Origin of the sequence: Desulforamulus aeronauticus DSM 10349, from assembly GCF_900142375.1 — a bacterium.
Lineage (GTDB): Bacteria > Bacillota > Desulfotomaculia > Desulfotomaculales > Desulfotomaculaceae > Desulfotomaculum > Desulfotomaculum aeronauticum.
Window position 1 is genome coordinate 1 of sequence record NZ_FRAR01000014.1, and the last position, 17,474, is coordinate 17,474.

A 17,474-nucleotide genomic window follows, 5' to 3' on the forward strand; every position below is an offset into this window, starting at 1 on the left:
CCGTTCGACTTGCATGTGTTAAGCACGCCGCCAGCGTTCGTCCTGAGCCAGGATCAAACTCTCCATAAAATATCTTGCAATATTTTAAGAGTTGATTAGCTCTTAGTTTACTTCTTTTTAGGAATTACTCGCTAGCGTTTTTTATATAACGCTTGACGAGGATTCATTGTGGTCGTCTTAGTTTCAGCTTCCGCTGACTTTTGACTTGACCTTATGCATCCATCATCTTCTGTTTAGTTTTCAAAGACCATTTTGCTTTGGCCAATCTCGCGACCGGAATCTTATCTTACCACGTCTCTCACTTTCTTGCAAGTGAAATTTTTGGTAACTTGTCTTTCTCGTTGCCACCGCTCAGCGGCGACATTTGTTATCTTACCACTGCGCAAAACATTATGCAATAGTAAATTTCTTGCTGCGCATCCTAATCTTATCTCCTTTAGGGGATAATGGAGTAGCGCTGAGAACGTTTTTAATATTATCATAACATTCGACACTGGTCAAGCTCTTGTCGTAAGAAATCAATCAAAAAAAATACAAAATACAAAATAATTACAACTGACTTACTATTCGGTCTGCCCAAACACGACTAATTTCTACTTCAAGTGTAATGCCGTCTTCCTGGTATTTTTCGAGCAATACTTTACCCTTTTGATGTAGCAGTGAAACAAGATTTGATTTAGCGTACGGAATCGTTACCTTAATCAAAGAGTATCTCTGCTTTAACACATCTGCTACCATTCGCAATAGTTCTTCGATCCCTTCGCCAGACAGGGCGGATATATTGACAACGGGAGAATCGGAATGCGGCAGGCTAAGTAAATCTGTGACGTTGTCAATTTTGTTAAAGACCATAATCATTGGTTTCTCTAAGGCTCCCAGGCGTTGTAGTACATCATGCACTGCTTTAATCTGCCTTTCACTGTTGGGGTGAGATGCATCCACCATATGTAGCAAAAGATCCGCCTCGATAACTTCTTCTAAGGTTGCTCTGAAGGCTGCAACCAAATGGTGCGGTAGGTTTTGAATAAAACCAACCGTATCGGTAAGTAAAACAGTATCATTATTAGGCAGTACTACCCGACGAGTAGTGGGGTCTAGGGTGGCAAAAAGTTTGTCTTCTACTAAAACATCCGCCCCTGTCAGGGTCTTTAGTAGTGTACTTTTGCCAGCATTGGTATAACCCACCAGGCTCACCAAAGGAAAAGGTTCATCTTTACGGTCCTTTCTTAGTAAAGCCCGGTGACGTTGCACTTCCTTAAGTTCCCTTTCCAAATCGGAGATCCTTTTCCGAATTCTCCGTCTGTCAGTTTCTAACTTCGTTTCACCAGGTCCTCTGGTACCAATACCTCCCCCTAATCTTGATAACTTTGTTCCCTGTCCAATAAGACGTGGTAGCATATATTTTAATTGTGCCAGTTCCACCTGTAACCGGCCTTCCTTGGTTTGCGCTCGCCCGGCAAAAATATCCAAGATTAGTTGGGCTCTGTCTATCACCTTAACGCCAATTTTATCTGCGAGATTTCTGGACTGGGCTGGAGATAATTCGCGGTCACTGATCACTAAATTAGCTTCAACTTCCTCACAATACTCTTTTAATTCTTCTGCCTTTCCTTTACCGATAAAAGTAGCGGCATCCGGTCGTTGTCGATTTTGAATAAACTCTCCCACTACCCGGGCGCCGGCAGTATCCGAGAGGCTAATTAATTCCTGCATTGATTCTTCCAATTGCCAGTCGTAATCATCAGGCAGTCTTACCCCAACTAATACAGCCCGCTCTTCATGAATATCTATAATTTGCTCCACTGGTATCCTCCTCAGTCAAACCTTCTGTCAGCATTATAGTTTTAATACTAATCCGCATTTAATTAGTTCCCCTAAAGCGGATTAGTAGATACTATTTTCCGCTGTCGCGGACAAATATTTGTCCGCTTTTTATAATAAAAATAGTATAACCATTCCAAATAAGCAACTGCAATTCCTTTCTTTGACATAAAAAATATTCGTTTTTAAGGTCATAGACAAGCCCTCTCCTTAATAGTCATGTATTGATAACGTTTAGGGAGGGGTTCATCACGTTGTACAGAAGGTTTTTTCATCTCTTGATTACAGTAGCATTGCTTGGGGGTATATCTTTTTTTATTTTTACACCGGTGGCAAATGCCCAGGAAAATAACATGATTATAATTAATAAAAAGACGAACCAATTAGGCTTTTATCAAAACGGTGTCTTGGTAAAGGTTTTCCCCGTTGCCACTGGTCTCCACAGAAATTTTACCCCAGAAGGACAATTTCGAGTCATTAACAAAATTGTCAACCCACCCTATTATAAGAAGCGTATTCCCGGAGGCAGCCCCTCCAATCCATTAGGTCCACGTTGGCTAGGCTTGAGTTGCGCTGGTGGGGCCTACGGCATTCATGGTAATAGTAATGCCAACTCCATTGGTACTTATGCCTCTGAAGGCTGTATTCGTTTGTACAATCAAGATATTTTATGGCTGTATGACCAGGTTTCTGTGGGAACCCCGGTTACTATCGTCTGGAATGACACTAATTTAAAGGTAGCTTTTATTGACAACACACCAATAAAAGTATACGTTAACGAAGAAGTAATGACCTTAGAAAATCAATACAAAACCTTTACCAAGGAAAACAGCCCTTACATTCCATTAAAGATTTTCAGCCAGTTATTGAATTGTACCATTTTCTGGAATGACCAAACTAACTCTATTGAGCTACAATCCCCGGACTTTACTGCAGAATTAAGGCCTAACGAGCAGAACGCCAGCTTTAACGGTCAAATTATATCGTTAACAGAACCGCCTCTTATCTTTGAAGGTACCACTTATTTAACAAAATCTACAATCGAAGAACTCTTCCATGTCCAGGTAGATTGGCTACCTAAAAGCCGGGAATTGCACCTAACAATGAATATTTCTCCACAGTCTGTTAACTTTGAACCTAGCCCTGCAAGTACTGCGTCCATCATGCAAAGCACAACCAAAATTTCTGAGAAGTCAGTTTCTCCATAATTTTGATGCAGGAGATCGTTATTTACAATCGAAATATTTACACAATACCATTATTACAACTAATAAGTGACAGGAGTGACTTCAGCAATGGATTTAAAAACCGTTAGAACCCAAGCAAAGGAAAGTTTGAAAGGTTACTGTCGGGTTTGCCCAATTTGTGACGGTCGGGCTTGCGCCGGTGAAGTTCCTGGCATGGGTGGCACAGGTACTGGAGTTAGCTTTAAAAACAACCTACATGCTCTTGCTTCCTATAGCTTAAACATGCGTACCCTGCATGGTGCTAAGGACCCTGATACAAAAGCTGAATTATTCGGTACCAAGCTATCTAGTCCTATTATGGGAGCTCCCATGACGGGCACCCCTTATAATATGGGCGGAACCATTAGCGAGCGTGAATTTATTGGTATGATCGTTTCAGGCAGTCGTCAGGCAGGTACCCTGGGCTGGACCGGTGATGGTGCTGACCCTGCTATGTATACCTCTGGTTTAGAAGCCATTGCCGAGGAGCAAGGTAAGGGTATTCCCATCATTAAGCCTCGTGAACAAAAGGTAATTATTGATTGCATTCGCCGAGCCGAGGCAGCAGGTGCGAAAGCCGTAGGAGTCGATATTGACGGTGCAGGCTTAGTAACCATGGCTCTGAAAGGTCAACCTGTGGGTCCCAAAACTAAGGAAGAAATCAAAGAGTTAGTGGCTTCTACAAAACTACCCTTTATTTTAAAAGGTATTATGACCGTAGACGAAGCTGAAATGGCCGCTCAAGCCGGTGTTAGTGCCATTGTTGTCTCAAACCATGGTGGACGTATTCTTGATTTTACTCCGGGAGCAGCTAGCGTACTGCCTTCCATTGCCGCTGCGGTGAAGGGTAAAGTTACGATTTTGGTGGATGGCGGAGTTCGTACCGGCGTGGATGTACTAAAGCTTCTGGCACTAGGTGCTGAAGGTGTTCTGGTTGGCAGACCCCTTGTTGTAGGCGCCTTTGGTGGTGGTGCAGAGGGTGTTAAACTACTGCTGGACAAAATGACCGCCGAATTAAAGCAAGCAATGATTCTTACCGGTTGTCAAACCATTAAGGATATTGATAGTAAGGTTATCCAACAAGGTTAGTTAAAGCCTCCGATGTTTGTTACAGAAGTTTATACTTTCTGATATTAAAAAAACCTACCTCATCAAATAATGTGAGGTAGGTTTCTTTGTGTTTAATTAACTGAAAGAACAGGAAATCCTCTTCCTTCTAACTCTTTGACCAATGCTTCTGGTTCCACGGTGTTTACCCTTACAATGATATGGAATAAATCATTATTTCTGCGGTGGACAACCATGGCCCTAATGTTAACGTTCATTGTCTTCATAATTTCTGTGATGTCAGCAATTGCGCCGACTCGGTCCCGAATTTCTAGTACCAGTCTGGTACCTGCTTTCTTTATGCCAAAAAATTCAATAAAGGCATCAAAGATATCCGTCTGGGTAATAATCCCCGCCAATTCTTCCCCTTCCAAAACCAGCAGGCAGGCGATCTTATTTTCCCTCATAATCAGAGCAGCTTCTTCAATAGTTGTCTCAGGAGTTACCGTGATAGGATCTTTCACCATAACTTCCCCTACAACCATTTTAGAAAGGAGGTAGTTCATTTCAAAAATACTTAGGGTAGTGGCAGGTGAGGGAGTAACGGTTAGTAACTCTCTTTCTGTAACGAGGCCCAACAACTTGCCCTTATCAATAACGGGCAGTTGACGGATCTTTAACTTTTTCATTTTTTCCAATGCCTCTAAAATAGGTGTACTCTTGACAATTGTAATTGGGGAAGTAGTCATACAATCTTTAACAAACACCGGCCCAACCTCCTTAAAAAGCTTTCTTGTTACCAATCATTGTAATCTAAACCCATAATCCCCGCAAGAAGAAAATATTCATAATTGTTCACTTAAGAATAATTCAATGATTGATTAAAAATTGGACATATTCTTTATATAATCCAGATAGGTCAACGGTGGCTCGCTAGTTTTTACCGCTGCTTCGATAATCTTAGCCACAAAAAGCGTATGGCTCGCCAATTCTATGGTAGCACTATGATCCACCAGGCAATCATAATAACTGTCACACCCTTCTATAATGGGACTGCCCGTCTTGGCTGGCTTTTGCTGATAATCCAAAAATTTATCTATTTGTCGACCAGAGTTTCGACCGAAATGATGGGCCATTTTCGTTTGACTGTGGCCCAAGGGGACCAGAGAAAACACACCGGTCTCTTTGATGTTATCGTGGGTAAGGGTATTTTTATTAATGGCTACAGCCACTTGGGGCGGACCATAGGTAATTTGTGTAACACTGCTGCAGCACATGGCATTCGGGATGTCTTTCCGGGTTGATCCTATTAGATATAATAGACTATTTAAACTGGGAATGCCAAAGTAGTTTTGCAATTCCTCTCCGCTACCTTGCCCGTTATTGGGCAACAAAATATAGCGATTTGCTTCACTATGACATTTTCTGCAACTACCCGGAGGATTTTTAGCATAATGTTTATCACCACATACTGTGCATTTCCAAATATAAACTGGGCCTTTGTAGGACATCCATATCTCCCCTATGATTAGCCGAATAAAATAACCCCCGGATATTTCCGGGGATTCTATTTTATTATTCTAGCGCAAGCTCTTCTTTCTTATTCAGTATTTGTTCTGAGGAAGAATTAACAAACTCAATAAATCTTTCTCCAAGGAGTTCGGACACCAGATATTGAAGTATCTTAGTTCCTTCTTTAACCTCCTGTTCATTCATGTTATTCATTAAAGATAATAATCGAAAATGTTCTTCGCCCTTTAAAGTTTCCTTTCTTACCCGGGAACCTTTTTCTGTGACAAAAATACGCTTGGTACGTGCATCGTTCAAATCTACTACTTTAGTAACCAGTCCATTCTTTTCCATCCGTTCCACCATACTCATGACCGTTGAAACGTGCCACACCCCAATTTCACTTAATTCTGTCAAAGTGCTACCATTTCTAAAAGATAAAATCCATAATAAATGCTGCTGACAGGGGGTAAGACCTACCTCAGAAGCTGCTTTTCTCCAATCACTATCCAGTGCTTTATAAAGTCCACGAATTAAATTTAAAAGTACGTGCAATCTACGATAATTCTCGACTTGTTCCTGACTCAACATGCTCCCCCCAATCATAAACATATACTCCATTTATAAGAGCCTGGTTAAAATTATGTATTTATATCTTTTTAATATAAAGGTATTTCCACACTTTGAATAAACTTCCTGCATTTGTATACTATTTATTCCTAAAAATCCAACCTCTAAATTTATTAAAAATGGTATAGCTAGCCGCTATTCGGATAAACTATCATAAACAAAATACAAGGAGGTATAATCTTCCATGCCGGAAAAAACGAATGGCCAATCAACCGTCCCACCAAAACCCTATAAAATAACACCTAAGGAAGTTTATGCCGAAGCAGGCTATGGCGGCTGCCGCAAACCAGATACAAAGCCAAAGAAATAGTGATAAAAGATTACCCTCCAGGGCGGAGGGAATCTTTTTTTCTAGCTATAACTGCCTGTGAAACTCCCACCGGGAAATTCATATACCTTAACAATAGTTTTTCCAGTTTTAAAAATGAATAAAAAAAGTTATTTAAAGATCTAGACCCCAGTTGAAAATCGGTTTTGGGCATAAGAGCAGTAACTTTTCTCCCTAACCTCCTTACTACCCATATAGGTGGCAGTAAGAAAAAATTAAAATAGGTTACACGTTCTATCGATAAGTTACAGTCAGTAAGAAGCCCTTGTAGTTCCCCAACATTATATCTCCTACAATGATTATTTAGAACGTCATGATGTCCCCACAGCCAGGTAAAAGCAGGTACCGTAAAAACCATAATCCCACCAGGACGAACTACTCTAATAAGCTCTGCCAATGCCTGTTTCTCATCCGGAATATGTTCTAAAACATCTAAACAAAACACCAGATCAAATTCTTGATCCGGAAAAGGTAGTTCACTAACACTGGTACGATAAGCGGACATCCCCATCTTCCGACAGTGTTCCACCATTTTTTGCGAAATATCAACGCCTATAGGAGAACCATATCTTGACATATATTCCATTGTTCCACCAGCACCACAACCGGCATCTAAAATTTTTACCGGTGATGTCATATAAGAACGGGTTATTTTACCAATTATTTCCCGCCTACCCTTATACCACCAGTGATTTCGTTCCATCTCAACCATATTAAGGTAAATTATATCTTCCATATTCTGTATTGTACCTAGTTTTTACCAACCTTATTCTCGACATATAAAATATCATCACATAATTTGTGTCGAATGGTTCCGCGATATCGACATTTCAACAGACAATTCTCCGAAGGTATATTACTCCCCTACAGGGAATCACTTTTATATCACTTTCAGAAATATAAAACTTTATTGATGAAAGTATACGAAAAACCAGGCTTCCGCCTGACCCCAGATAACCTTTAGGTTATCTGGCCTAAACGTTATGACTCTAGAGATCATAACCTAAGGTTACAGGTAAATAAGCCAGTTTTTCTAACAAAATAACAATTGGAGGAATCATTTCATGCAAAGAAACCTCAGTAACGTAGAAAAACATATTACAGAAATATCTCAGGAACAAGTTGTCAATCTATCTAACTTTCAAGAAATAAACATCATTAGTAACCGAGAAACAGTTAACCATATTAAAAAGCTATCCAAGGAGTCCGGTTTACCAATCTCAAGAGTCATCGAGGCCATGATTCGGGCAGCGTTGGATGATTTAAAGGTAGCGACTGGGTAGAAAAAATAGAAAACCAGCCAAAATATGAACTAAGAAGGGCCTGTCGCAAAACGTTTATGAGTAAACGTACGGCGACAGGCCCTTTTTATTAAACTTGAGGATGAATCTTTTCAGTCAATTTGATACCAGTGGGTGTTGTTGCTAAACCGGCTTGGGAAGTCTCTCTCAAGCAGGAAGGCAGCATGGCACCTATTTTGTACATCGCTTCTATCACTTCATCAAAGGGAATTACGCTGGTGATTCCAGCCAAGGCCATATCTGCAGCCACGATGGCCACCGCTGCTCCCATGGAATTTCTCTTCACACAGGGTACTTCCACCAATCCAGCTACTGGATCGCAGACCAACCCCAACAGATTTTTTAGGGCAATGGCGCCTGCCTCTGAACACTGTTGTGGCGTACCACCCGCTAATTCCACCACCGCAGAGGCGGCCATAGCTGAAGCAGCACCCACCTCCGCCTGACAGCCTCCGGCAGCACCAGAGATCGTGGCATTGTTAGCAATCACAAAGCCAACTCCCCCAGCATTAAATAATGCATGAATCATTTGTTCCCTGGTACTATTCCTTTGCTTGCCTGCGGCCAAAATACACCCTGGAAGAACACCACTTGATCCGGCTGTGGGAGTCGCTACGATGAGCCCCATCGATGCATTAACCTCTGAAGTAGCTAAAGCAAAGTTTACGGCATCCAGGATGACTCCCTGACTCAGGCTTTGGCCAGTGTTGGCATAATCCTTTAATTTTTTAGCATCTCCCCCGGTTAGCCCACTGCGGGAATATACAGCCTCTTGGATTCCTTTTTCTACAGCCTGTTCCATGATTTGCAAGCTTTTTTCCATGTTGCTCCAAATTTCCTCAGATCGACGAGCGGTTGCTTGTATCTCCTGCTCCAGTACCACTTCTCCAATGGTTTTATTCTTTTGGCAGGCAAGCTGAACCAATTCAGCTACGGTGCGATATTTCAATGGTCTTCCCCTCTCACTTAAGGATTAAGCAATGCTACATTATATACATGATCAATTTTCTTGACATCTGCCAGTGTTTCACCCGGGATTTCCTGATCAGTTTCAATTACCATTAAAGCCAAATCACCCTTTGATTTTCGGGCCACCTCCATATGTCCAACATTAATTCTATTAAGGGCCAATTTCTGAGCTACTTGGGCAATGGCCCCATAACGGTCATGATGAAAAACTAATAAAGTAGGATTCTCTCCACTGAGGGATATTTTAAAGCCCTCTATTTCCTTGATCGTGATTTTCCCGCCACCGATCGAAATACCAACTAATTCAAAGGAACCTTGGTCGTCAACCAGACTCACCTTGGCCGTATTAGGATGGTAGGCGGACTCTTCGGGAACAGTGATAAATTCTATAGCGACTCCCTGTTCCTTCGCTATCTCAAAGGAACGAATAATCTTCTCGTCATCTGCATTTAAATCTAGAATCCCACCTACTATGGCCAGATCCGTACCATGCCCCCGATAGGTCTGGGCAAAGGAGCCGTAAAAGGTAATCTTTGCCCTTTGGGGGCATCTACCAAAGATTTCTCTGGCAGTCTTACCAATTCTCGCGGCACCGGCTGTGTGGGAACTGGAGGGGCCTACCATGATTGGTCCTATAATATCAAATATTGAGGTATACGGCATACTATCTCCCCTCTCTTCTCAAAAACTTACTAAAATAATAACACTTCTCCTACTCTCTCTCAAGACCGAAGCACTTACGCCCGTGGCCCACAATTTAATAGACATATAATTCTGAATATTGTTTATGTTTTTACTATTAGTATTTACTACGATTCGAATTAGTGATATTCTAAATATAAAAACAATTTTATATTTTTTGGCAATGGAGGTGGTTTATATGGAGTCCGCCCTGGTCCAGCAGGCTGAACAATTAAAGGACCTAATCAGAACTCTTAACCGAAAATTTCGGCAATATATGTTATCTCAAACAGTAGGTTGTGGTTTAACGGTTCCTCAAATTCATTTAATGCAAGAATTATATCAAAATCCGGGCATTACCCTCGGCGAATTAAGCCTAAGATTGGGTCTCGCGAAAAGTACGGTATCTGGTATTGTTGACCGGTTAGAAAAACAGGGTAAAGTCGTTAGGAAACGTAATGATAACGATCGTAGAGTGGTGCATATCGATCTTTCTACCGGTGAAAAACAGTTAGGCGAAAATATTTCCTTAATGAGGACAAATTATCTTGCGGGTTTAATGAATTCTATGAATCAGGAAGAAATTCAGGGCCTGATTATTGGTCTAATAAAAATTAACCAACTAATGATCCAGGAAACCGATGGACCGGGAGCCGCCGACCCGGATTTAGATTAATAAAATACCTACATAACCACTATTATGGTGGTTTTTTTTTGTTTTTATCCCATCATCATTTGCTGATAAGTCTTACTAATTTGTTCTAATTAATTCAACACTTGGATAAGTTGTAAAAAGACAAAGGAAAACTTACTTTTACTGTTGCTTAACCTCTCTTTTACCCAACCTTAAAATTAAAACTGTAAGATGATAGTAGTAAGGCTAAAAATTCTAGCAGGAGGGGAAGCCGTGCACGTTAGGATACTCGATACAAATGTATTATTGGATCGGCCAATTAAAGAGATTATTTCATCCTTTAAACCCTGCAAGATCATTATCCCCTTAGCCGTAGTAAACGAGCTGGATCGTTTTAAGGGGCTAGAAGATGCCCGGGGACACTGTGCCCGACAGGCAATTCGTTTTTTGGACAGCCTGCGTCCACAGTTGCACCAGGGCGTTTTACTTCCCACGGGTCATCAAATTCTAGTCGAAGTCAACCATTGTCATGTAGCATTGCCGGAATATTTGCCCAAAGACAAAGTAGATACTCGTATCTTAGCCATCGCCAAAGGATTCCATGAAGAAGAAATTGGCCCCGTTACGTTAATCAGTCAAGATATATGCCAGCGAGTAATAGCGGATACTCTGGGCGTAGCTGCTGAAAATTATGCCGTTGAACAGGTTAATTTGGATTGTCTTTACAAGGGGTGGAACCAGATTGAAATATCTTACGATCAAGTGCAGGATTTTTACCAGCTTCGCCGCATCGAAGCAAAGGAAAGATTGCTGGAAAATCAATATGTTTGCATGCAAGATAACCTGGGAGGCAAACACTTAGGCCGTTATAAAAAAAGGGGTATCTATCCACTGCGCCGAGACCTCCACGCCTTTGGATTGGGCCCGGCGGAAGGAAATATGGAGCAATCTTTTTTAATGGATGCATTATTAGACCCAGATATTGAGCTAGTTAGTATTCTAGGACCTGCAGGAACCGGGAAAACCTTATTGGCTTTAGCCGCCGGCCTGCAGCAAGTTGTTAATCAACGTCTGTATTCCAAACTTATTGTAACCAGAGCCCTCATTCCACATAGCCGGGATTTAGGAGCACTACCGGGAACGAAAAAGGAAAAATTAACGCCCTGGATGGCAGCTATCTATGACAATTTAGAATACCTAACCAGAAATTTTGTAGCTTCCAAGCATGAAGAAAGGTGTCCCCCCTCAGAACGGGTGGAAAAGTTTATGGAAGAAGGTTTCATTGAATTAGAGGCTCTCACCTATATTAGGGGGCGCTCTATTCCCAAACAGTGGATTTTAATTGATGAAGCCCAAAACTTAACCAAGGAAAATATCAAAACCATCATCACCCGAGCTGGTATGGGCAGTAAAATTGTTCTAACAGGAGATATTCAACAAATCGATAATTATCGATTAACGGCCACCAGTAATGGTTTTGTTACCCTCATTGAAGCTTTTAAAAATCAAGACTTATATGCTCACATCACATTAAGCCGAACTGAACGTAGCCGTTTAGCAGCCCTTGGTGTTGAATTACTACCTTAATTTTAAAAGAAAACGCCAAAACAGGTGTTGGTTTTTTTGCCAACACCTGTTTTACTTAGCGACCAAAGTTTATGGAAATCTTTGGTCCAGCATGTTTTACTTTTTGAGTTTTAATATCATTTATTAACGGCTTTAAGAATAAATGATCCTGTCCCCCCAAGAGCGGTTCAGCCGTAATCTGTGTGGATGGAGTTTCCATAAAAGGTTGCTCCTCCTGCTCGTCTTGGATAAACTCCTCTTCACTGCTGCTCCAGCCAAGTGGTTCCTCTGTCACCTCATCTGGTGCTATAAACTCGTTTTGCGTTTCTTCAATAGAATCGAGAAGGTTTTCTTCTGGTACTTGGAAGAATACATCTACGATTGGCTCTTTTTCTGATGCTTCCTCAAGCTCAATCTCTTCTGATGATTCTTCAAATATTTCTTTTATCTCTTCTACTTCTTCCGCAGCTACCCATTCCTCTTCTGTCAACTCTGCAGGATCGGCCATCGTTTGTTCAAACTCAAGTTGCTCAATAGGAACAACTGGTTCCAGATCATTCTCTTCGAAATAAACTACTGAATCTGGAATATATTCTGTTACTTCACCGTTCGATAGACCCACAGCAAGTTTTCCTTCCGTCGGTGTTTCAGGCTGCTCCGGAATATCTTGTGCCTTGCTGCTTTCTGAGTATGCATTTACAGAGACTCCCCGCTGTGCAAAGTAAAGCAGAACTAAAATTAAAAATAAACTAAAGGCATTTGAACCTGACCCACGTTCACCTACCACTGCCTATAACCCCTTTCTTTAAAAACTAAAAATTTACCCTGGTATATAGTACGAAAAAATGCCTCAAATGTTACATGCATACATCTCATACCAGAGGGTAAATTACTCTAAGATATGTTTGAAAGGAGACTTTGGTCCATGGATCTCTGGCTTTTTACTCTGTTGACCTCTTTAATCGGCTTAGCCGTGGCTTTTTGGTTTAAGCTACTTACCTACTTAGATAATCGCTAAAGAACTGCTTAACCATGCTTTCAATAATCTCAGCATGAATAAAAATTATTGGTTTTTAATTTTGGCTAATATTTTAGTTACTACGAAGGGTTTATTTTCCATGGCTACTACTTCTTTTTGTAAAATTTCAATATGCCGCATTTCCTCATCCCTTAATTTTATAAATAATTGTCGGGCCGAGGGATTTCTCACTTTTACGGCAGCATCATTATAAAAGGCCTGGCTTCTAATTTTATCTTCCAACACATCATTTAAAAACTCTAAGCTATCCATAGAACCTCCTATTTTATATCTAATTTATTCATTTCTTGCTTTAGCTCTGCAAGGTGGCCCTGGGCTGTCATTTCTAGAGTCTTTAATAATTTTTTAAGACTTTTATTCTGTATTTGTTTGGCAACATAGGCAAATTTAGCCTGAAGCAATACCTCCATATCGTAGGCTCTTTTAAAAGTATTATTTTGAATATCCTTTTGAGTAAGCTGTGACAATCGGTACACACCCCCAAAATATGTTCTTAAGCATATTATTAGCCGTTCAGCGAAAAATATTAAATGATTTAATAATGCTAAATTACAGGGAGGAAAGAGCTAAACATGAAAGTTGCCATCGTTGGGGCAGGAGTAGCCGGACTTTCCTGTGCCTTAGAATTGGAGAAACAGGGTATCCGGCCGGTTATCTTTGAACAAAAAAGCCGTATCGGTAGCCCCTTTCCCTGCTCACCGGTGCTGTTAAATTTTCTCCTGAGGCCAGTGAAAAATCAAATACAATCACTTAAAAAACAGTATGGAATAGAGCTTAAACCCATTAGTGAAATTACTATGCTGCGGGTGCAGGGTCCCAATGCTGAATACACCGTGACGGGCAATTTAGGTCACAGTGTTTATCGGGGCGAAGAAGAATCCTCTATTGAATGCCAATTGGCAGCTGGTTTAAAAACACCCATTTATTTTGAACAGCACGTTAACATAGAAAGCCTGTTAAAGAAATTTGACTATCTGGTGGTAGCCGACGGTACTAAAGAATACGCCAAAAGCCTAGGTATTTGGCAAAGTAAACTTAAGACCTGGATACGGGGTGCTACCATTTTAGGTCGTTTTAATCCCGAGGAAATTCGCTACTGGTTTAATACCTGTTATACCAAAAGCGGCTTTGCCTATATGGTACCCCTCGGCACTGAACGAGCTTCTTTACAATTAATGGTTCCCTATATCACCCAGGAAGAATTGTCCAAATACTGGTCTATGTTTATCCAAGGGAAAAAAATAAATCCAGAGATTGTCCTGCACTGGGATATTGATTATGAAATGGGTCTGGCTTTCCCACATCGGGTAGGAAACACTTTTTTGATTGGTAACAGTGGTGGGTTTGTTACCAGCTTTTTCGGACAAGGCGTTTATTTTTCCGTTGCCAGTGGTGTGGAAGCAGCCCGTGCCATTGCTCTGGGAAGCAACTTTGAAAAAAATATGAGTTTATTTTATAACATTTTAGAAAGGCAAGCTCGTATCCGTCAGTTATGGGATCGTTTGGATAACAAGGATTTAGATAGAATTATTACACTCTTGGGAAGTGCTCCGGTTAAATACCCCTTGTTCCATACGAATCTAGATATTTTACAGGCTATTGACCCACTTATGCAGTATTTGGTTACTAAAATTTCGAGGGACGAGCAACAAATGCATTAACCAAAAGTAACGAAACATAAGGTGACAAAAATTCTTACCTATTCGAAAAAGCTTTACCGGATATTAACAGAACTATGGACAATTCCCAATACATATCTTTTATAATCATATAAATTGTTACACGAGGAAGTGGTTTAGTTTGATCAATAAATTATTTCCGATCAATCCCCGTAACCGACAATACTTTAAACCAACTCCCATCATAGAAGAACAGGGCTATGGTGAGACCAGTAACAATCACTTAAATACCTATTGGAAAGTGAATCATGATGGGCACATGTGGTTGGCGGAGTTTTGTGTAAGGGGTGCCGGGGACCGGAGGGTTTTTAAAGCTTCCTCCGAAGCGGAACAATGGGCTAAGGGTTTTGCCTATACCAAGGCAAAGCCTTGGGGTGGCTTTTAGCAATATAAACCCTAAAAATCCAGAAACCCTCCCAATCCTAGGAGGGTTTCTTTTAACGGACCAAGGCAAAAGCCTTTAGGTTGCGCAACCAGTCCGGTGATTATAATATGATCCTAATACCGTAAGATTATTTATGTTTTGCCCTAACAATAGCTGGGAACTTTGACATAGAGTTTAGCAAACTGGTCATACTTAGAATAATCATTTATCATCTTTGGAGGTGTCCATTGTCTCTTATGATTGCCGGGGACAAGATCTTTGAATATATGGTAGCCTACGTCCTGCGGAACAACGGCTACATTGCTGGCGTACCTCGCCGTAAATTAGGTGGTCGTGGAACCCAGCATCAGGTTGGTGTAATAGGCATTGACTTAAACAACAGCCCCTTCAGTTTAAATACCGTGCTACTGGTCGCTGCCAGAGGGCCGGAATTGGCAGACCCCGACAATGATATGCAGTTAGTACGAAATTTGAAAGCCACTCTACTGGATCTGGAACAAACTCTGCCCTCCCGCCGGGAGCTAATCCGAGATTTGCTGGACAACAACCGGGGAGATTTATTTCACCGGATATATGGAGGAAAAAAAGTAAAAGAAACCCTCACCGTGAATTATGTAGGAGGTATCTTTGTAGCCGGGGAATTTTCTTACCCCGCCTGGGAATACGCCAATGCTCACGGTATTTATGTAGTCCATTTGCCGGAAGCCATTGCTGGTGAACCAATAAGCAACTGGTATGAAAAAGTTCGTTCTGTCCTTTCTGACGCTCTGGATCAAGATGGAAATGTCACTCTACCTGGCCTGCTGAAAAAAACAAAAAAGCTGGGTGATTTTAAAAATCTTCTTACCCAGCTACAGCAAGCTACTGACTTTGAACTATTACCAGAACACAGTCATGACTTGTTTACCATTTTTAATGATTTGTTACGTACCGCGGAACTTTCATCCCTAGCCCGCAGTTTGCAAAGAACCGCCCTGGCGACCATTAACGGTTATCCAGTAGTATTAGAATATAATGTGGCTTATAAAGCGCTGGTGGATGCCGCTTTAACCATTTATGAAAGAAAAATCAGAACCATTAAAACGGTAGCTACAGCCACTACCTATAAGCCCCTAGATGTTGTACATATGCAAACCCACCAGATTGAACCGACAGCGGATCAACAGGTACAGAGGTTTTTGTACCGGGTGGAACGGGAGAACACCCCGGAGTCAATTCACCATCTGACCGGTGCGGTATACATTCCGAATGCCGTTTTGGACAAGCGCTCCCTAGAAAGGTTTCGGCTAAAAATGCCCTTAAAAGCCGGTCTCAGTCTGGTTTGTGAGTTCTGCCAAGAAGCCAAGCCCATGATAGAAAGGGTTACAAATTAGTTGCTATTTTCCCTTAAATCGTAAACCCGTTTGCTCTTCTTTTCCACACGGGGTAAACTGCCATAGGGCACAACTTCCACATCACTCTGAATACCAATACGAGTTTTCATATTGCGCTTAATATCCTGGGCTACCTTCTCAAATGCCGCCCCTTCCTGGGCCTCCAACTTGACCAAAATACGGTCTTTTCCCTCACTGCGGGTAAGAATTAATTGATATTCACTGCCCGCACCCTCTGTTTGCTTTAAAACATGATCAATCTGTCCGGGATAGATGTTAACACCCTTCACTTTAACCATGTCATCTGTTCTGCCCAGGATACGGTCGATCCTCGGGAAAGGAGAACCGCAGGGACAGCTATCTGTACGAAGCCGGGTGATATCATGGGTACGGTAACGCAGCAGGGGCATCCCCTCTTTACTCAAGGTAGTAATCACCAATTCTCCTTGCTCACCAGGTGGCAGAGGTTGCCCGGATACGGGATCGATAATTTCAAACAGCAGGTGATCCGACCAGAAGTGCATGCCCTGATGATAGGGACAATCGATGGCGATGCCTGGGCCATAAATTTCAGTAAGACCATAAATATCAAAGGTATCAATACCGAGAAGTTCTTCTATGCGGCGGCGCATTTTAGTTCCCCAGCGCTCACTACCAAAGATAGCCCTTTGCAAATGTAAGCGACTCTGTAAACCCCGTTTATCAATTTCTTCTGCCAGAAGCAAACCGTAAGAAGATGTACCAATAAGTACGGTGGTTTGCAGATCTTCCATTAATTCCAGTTGCTTCTCTGTATTACCAGGGCCGGTAGGAATGGCCATGGCACCAAGCCGCTCTACCCCAGCCTGAAAACCAATACCTGCGGTCCACAACCCATACCCCGGGGTTACCTGTACCCTATCTTTCCTGGTAACACCGGTCATTTCCATACAGCGGGCCATCATCTCGGCCCAGGTGGCCACATCCCCTGAGGTATAGGGCACAATGATGGCTTTACCCGTAGTACCGGAAGAAGAATGGATGCGTACCACCTCTTCATCTGGCACTGCCTGCATCCCTAGGGGATATACCGATCTCAATTCTGCTTTGGTGGTAAAGGGTACCATCGACAAATCCTGAACGGTTTTTATCTGTCCCGGTCGAATTCCTGCTTCTTCTAATTTTTGCCGATAAAAAGAAGATTTTTGAAAAAGCCGCTGGATAAGTGTCTGCAGCTTTTTTTCTTGTTCCCCATGAAGACGATCATAGTCAAAGTGGGCTTCCTTTTGTCTAAGAATTAGAGACAA

The 17,474-nt window shown here is 41.7% G+C and carries 20 protein-coding genes and 1 rRNA gene; 9 read left to right on the forward strand and 12 right to left on the reverse strand.

The window, feature by feature from the left end; all coding sequences use genetic code 11:
• A 16S ribosomal RNA gene (locus BUA78_RS09175) occupies positions 1-69 on the reverse strand; the annotation flags it as partial.
• A 480-nt stretch (positions 70-549) separates the two neighbouring features.
• Positions 550-1,803, reverse strand: a complete 1,254-nt coding sequence (gene hflX, locus BUA78_RS09180; protein ID WP_072913549.1) for a GTPase HflX — start codon at positions 1,801-1,803, stop codon at positions 550-552.
• A gap of 272 nt (positions 1,804-2,075) precedes the next feature.
• On the opposite strand from hflX, the gene BUA78_RS09185 reads away from it, so the two are divergent.
• Together BUA78_RS09185 and BUA78_RS09190 are read left to right on the forward strand one after the other, a co-directional pair.
• Complete coding sequence (locus tag BUA78_RS09185; RefSeq protein ID WP_072913551.1) at positions 2,076-3,029, forward strand: L,D-transpeptidase family protein; 954 nt, start codon at positions 2,076-2,078, stop codon at positions 3,027-3,029.
• A gap of 87 nt (positions 3,030-3,116) precedes the next feature.
• Complete coding sequence (locus BUA78_RS09190; protein WP_072913553.1) at positions 3,117-4,136, forward strand: alpha-hydroxy-acid oxidizing protein; 1,020 nt, start codon at positions 3,117-3,119, stop codon at positions 4,134-4,136.
• A gap of 92 nt (positions 4,137-4,228) precedes the next feature.
• Here the strand turns inward: BUA78_RS09190 and BUA78_RS09195 are convergent, their stop codons facing one another.
• The 3 genes from BUA78_RS09195 to BUA78_RS09205 form a co-directional block, all read right to left on the reverse strand.
• The gene (locus tag BUA78_RS09195) at positions 4,229-4,861 is read right to left on the reverse strand and encodes a CBS and ACT domain-containing protein (protein WP_072913554.1); all 633 of its coding nucleotides are present in this window, start codon (positions 4,859-4,861) and stop codon (positions 4,229-4,231) included.
• A gap of 114 nt (positions 4,862-4,975) precedes the next feature.
• A complete protein-coding gene (locus BUA78_RS09200) occupies positions 4,976-5,605 on the reverse strand; it encodes a flavin reductase family protein (RefSeq protein WP_072913556.1) in 630 nt (209 codons plus the stop codon).
• 64 nt (positions 5,606-5,669) lie between these two features.
• Positions 5,670-6,191 (reverse strand): MarR family winged helix-turn-helix transcriptional regulator, encoded by a 522-nt coding sequence (locus BUA78_RS09205; protein ID WP_238456779.1) that lies wholly within the window; start codon positions 6,189-6,191, stop codon positions 5,670-5,672.
• A gap of 226 nt (positions 6,192-6,417) precedes the next feature.
• Between BUA78_RS09205 and BUA78_RS20855 the strand changes: the two genes are divergently transcribed.
• On the forward strand, positions 6,418-6,543 hold the full coding sequence (locus BUA78_RS20855) for a hypothetical protein (RefSeq protein WP_274377388.1): 126 nt from the start codon (positions 6,418-6,420) through the stop codon (positions 6,541-6,543).
• A gap of 10 nt (positions 6,544-6,553) precedes the next feature.
• Here BUA78_RS20855 and BUA78_RS09210 read toward each other — a convergent pair whose 3' ends face one another.
• Positions 6,554-7,297, reverse strand: a complete 744-nt coding sequence (locus BUA78_RS09210; protein ID WP_072913559.1) for a class I SAM-dependent methyltransferase — start codon at positions 7,295-7,297, stop codon at positions 6,554-6,556.
• Positions 7,298-7,625: 328 nt separating this feature from the next.
• On the opposite strand from BUA78_RS09210, the gene BUA78_RS09215 reads away from it, so the two are divergent.
• Positions 7,626-7,844 carry a hypothetical protein gene (locus BUA78_RS09215; protein WP_072913562.1) on the forward strand — a complete coding sequence of 73 codons (219 nt, stop codon included), beginning with the start codon at positions 7,626-7,628 and terminating at the stop codon, positions 7,842-7,844.
• Between the two features lie 88 nt (positions 7,845-7,932).
• Here BUA78_RS09215 and sdaAA read toward each other — a convergent pair whose 3' ends face one another.
• Positions 7,933-8,811 (reverse strand): L-serine ammonia-lyase, iron-sulfur-dependent, subunit alpha, encoded by an 879-nt coding sequence (gene sdaAA / locus BUA78_RS09220; protein ID WP_072913565.1) that lies wholly within the window; start codon positions 8,809-8,811, stop codon positions 7,933-7,935.
• 17 nt (positions 8,812-8,828) lie between these two features.
• Positions 8,829-9,494 carry an L-serine ammonia-lyase, iron-sulfur-dependent subunit beta gene (gene sdaAB, locus BUA78_RS09225; RefSeq protein WP_072913568.1) on the reverse strand — a complete coding sequence of 222 codons (666 nt, stop codon included), beginning with the start codon at positions 9,492-9,494 and terminating at the stop codon, positions 8,829-8,831.
• Between the two features lie 217 nt (positions 9,495-9,711).
• On the opposite strand from sdaAB, the gene BUA78_RS09230 reads away from it, so the two are divergent.
• Both BUA78_RS09230 and BUA78_RS09235 read left to right on the forward strand, forming a co-directional pair.
• Positions 9,712-10,188, forward strand: a complete 477-nt coding sequence (locus BUA78_RS09230) for a MarR family winged helix-turn-helix transcriptional regulator (protein WP_072913571.1) — start codon at positions 9,712-9,714, stop codon at positions 10,186-10,188.
• Between the two features lie 231 nt (positions 10,189-10,419).
• Positions 10,420-11,733 carry a PhoH family protein gene (locus BUA78_RS09235; RefSeq protein WP_084082363.1) on the forward strand — a complete coding sequence of 438 codons (1,314 nt, stop codon included), beginning with the start codon at positions 10,420-10,422 and terminating at the stop codon, positions 11,731-11,733.
• Between the two features lie 55 nt (positions 11,734-11,788).
• On the opposite strand, the gene BUA78_RS09240 is transcribed toward BUA78_RS09235, so the two are convergent.
• The 3 genes from BUA78_RS09240 to BUA78_RS09250 all read right to left on the reverse strand — a co-directional run bounded on the left by BUA78_RS09240 (position 11,789) and on the right by BUA78_RS09250 (position 13,218).
• On the reverse strand, positions 11,789-12,499 hold the full coding sequence (locus BUA78_RS09240; RefSeq protein ID WP_072913577.1) for a hypothetical protein: 711 nt from the start codon (positions 12,497-12,499) through the stop codon (positions 11,789-11,791).
• 276 nt (positions 12,500-12,775) lie between these two features.
• Positions 12,776-13,003: a DUF2383 domain-containing protein gene (locus BUA78_RS09245; RefSeq protein WP_072913580.1), complete on the reverse strand. Its 228-nt coding sequence runs from the start codon at positions 13,001-13,003 to the stop codon at positions 12,776-12,778.
• Positions 13,004-13,011: 8 nt separating this feature from the next.
• Positions 13,012-13,218, reverse strand: a complete 207-nt coding sequence (locus tag BUA78_RS09250) for a hypothetical protein (protein WP_072913583.1) — start codon at positions 13,216-13,218, stop codon at positions 13,012-13,014.
• 105 nt (positions 13,219-13,323) lie between these two features.
• Here BUA78_RS09250 and BUA78_RS09255 point away from each other — a divergent pair, with 105 nt between their 5' ends.
• The 3 genes from BUA78_RS09255 to BUA78_RS09265 all read left to right on the forward strand — a co-directional run bounded on the left by BUA78_RS09255 (position 13,324) and on the right by BUA78_RS09265 (position 16,188).
• Positions 13,324-14,412 carry an NAD(P)/FAD-dependent oxidoreductase gene (locus BUA78_RS09255; RefSeq protein ID WP_072913586.1) on the forward strand — a complete coding sequence of 363 codons (1,089 nt, stop codon included), beginning with the start codon at positions 13,324-13,326 and terminating at the stop codon, positions 14,410-14,412.
• A gap of 139 nt (positions 14,413-14,551) precedes the next feature.
• Entirely contained in the window at positions 14,552-14,815 is a 264-nt protein-coding gene (locus BUA78_RS09260; protein ID WP_238456781.1) for a hypothetical protein, read from the forward strand.
• A gap of 236 nt (positions 14,816-15,051) precedes the next feature.
• Positions 15,052-16,188, forward strand: a complete 1,137-nt coding sequence (locus tag BUA78_RS09265) for a hypothetical protein (protein ID WP_238456789.1) — start codon at positions 15,052-15,054, stop codon at positions 16,186-16,188.
• On the opposite strand, the gene BUA78_RS09270 is transcribed toward BUA78_RS09265, so the two are convergent.
• On the reverse strand, positions 16,185-17,474 hold the full coding sequence (locus BUA78_RS09270; protein ID WP_072913592.1) for a phenylacetate--CoA ligase family protein: 1,290 nt from the start codon (positions 17,472-17,474) through the stop codon (positions 16,185-16,187). The two genes, BUA78_RS09265 and BUA78_RS09270, sit on opposite strands and share 4 nt — an antisense overlap.

Coding starts and splice junctions, on each gene's coding strand:
- sdaAB (WP_072913568.1), bottom strand. CDS start 9,494: ATGCCGTATACCTCAATATTTGATATTATAGGACCAATCATGGTAGGC.
- BUA78_RS09210 (WP_072913559.1), bottom strand. CDS start 7,297: ATGGAAGATATAATTTACCTTAATATGGTTGAGATGGAACGAAATCAC.
- BUA78_RS09190 (WP_072913553.1), top strand. CDS start 3,117: ATGGATTTAAAAACCGTTAGAACCCAAGCAAAGGAAAGTTTGAAAGGT.
- BUA78_RS09200 (WP_072913556.1), bottom strand. CDS start 5,605: ATGTCCTACAAAGGCCCAGTTTATATTTGGAAATGCACAGTATGTGGT.
- BUA78_RS09265 (WP_238456789.1), top strand. CDS start 15,052: ATGATTGCCGGGGACAAGATCTTTGAATATATGGTAGCCTACGTCCTG.
- BUA78_RS20855 (WP_274377388.1), top strand. CDS start 6,418: ATGCCGGAAAAAACGAATGGCCAATCAACCGTCCCACCAAAACCCTAT.
- BUA78_RS09255 (WP_072913586.1), top strand. CDS start 13,324: ATGAAAGTTGCCATCGTTGGGGCAGGAGTAGCCGGACTTTCCTGTGCC.
- BUA78_RS09230 (WP_072913571.1), top strand. CDS start 9,712: ATGGAGTCCGCCCTGGTCCAGCAGGCTGAACAATTAAAGGACCTAATC.
- BUA78_RS09245 (WP_072913580.1), bottom strand. CDS start 13,003: ATGGATAGCTTAGAGTTTTTAAATGATGTGTTGGAAGATAAAATTAGA.
- BUA78_RS09215 (WP_072913562.1), top strand. CDS start 7,626: ATGCAAAGAAACCTCAGTAACGTAGAAAAACATATTACAGAAATATCT.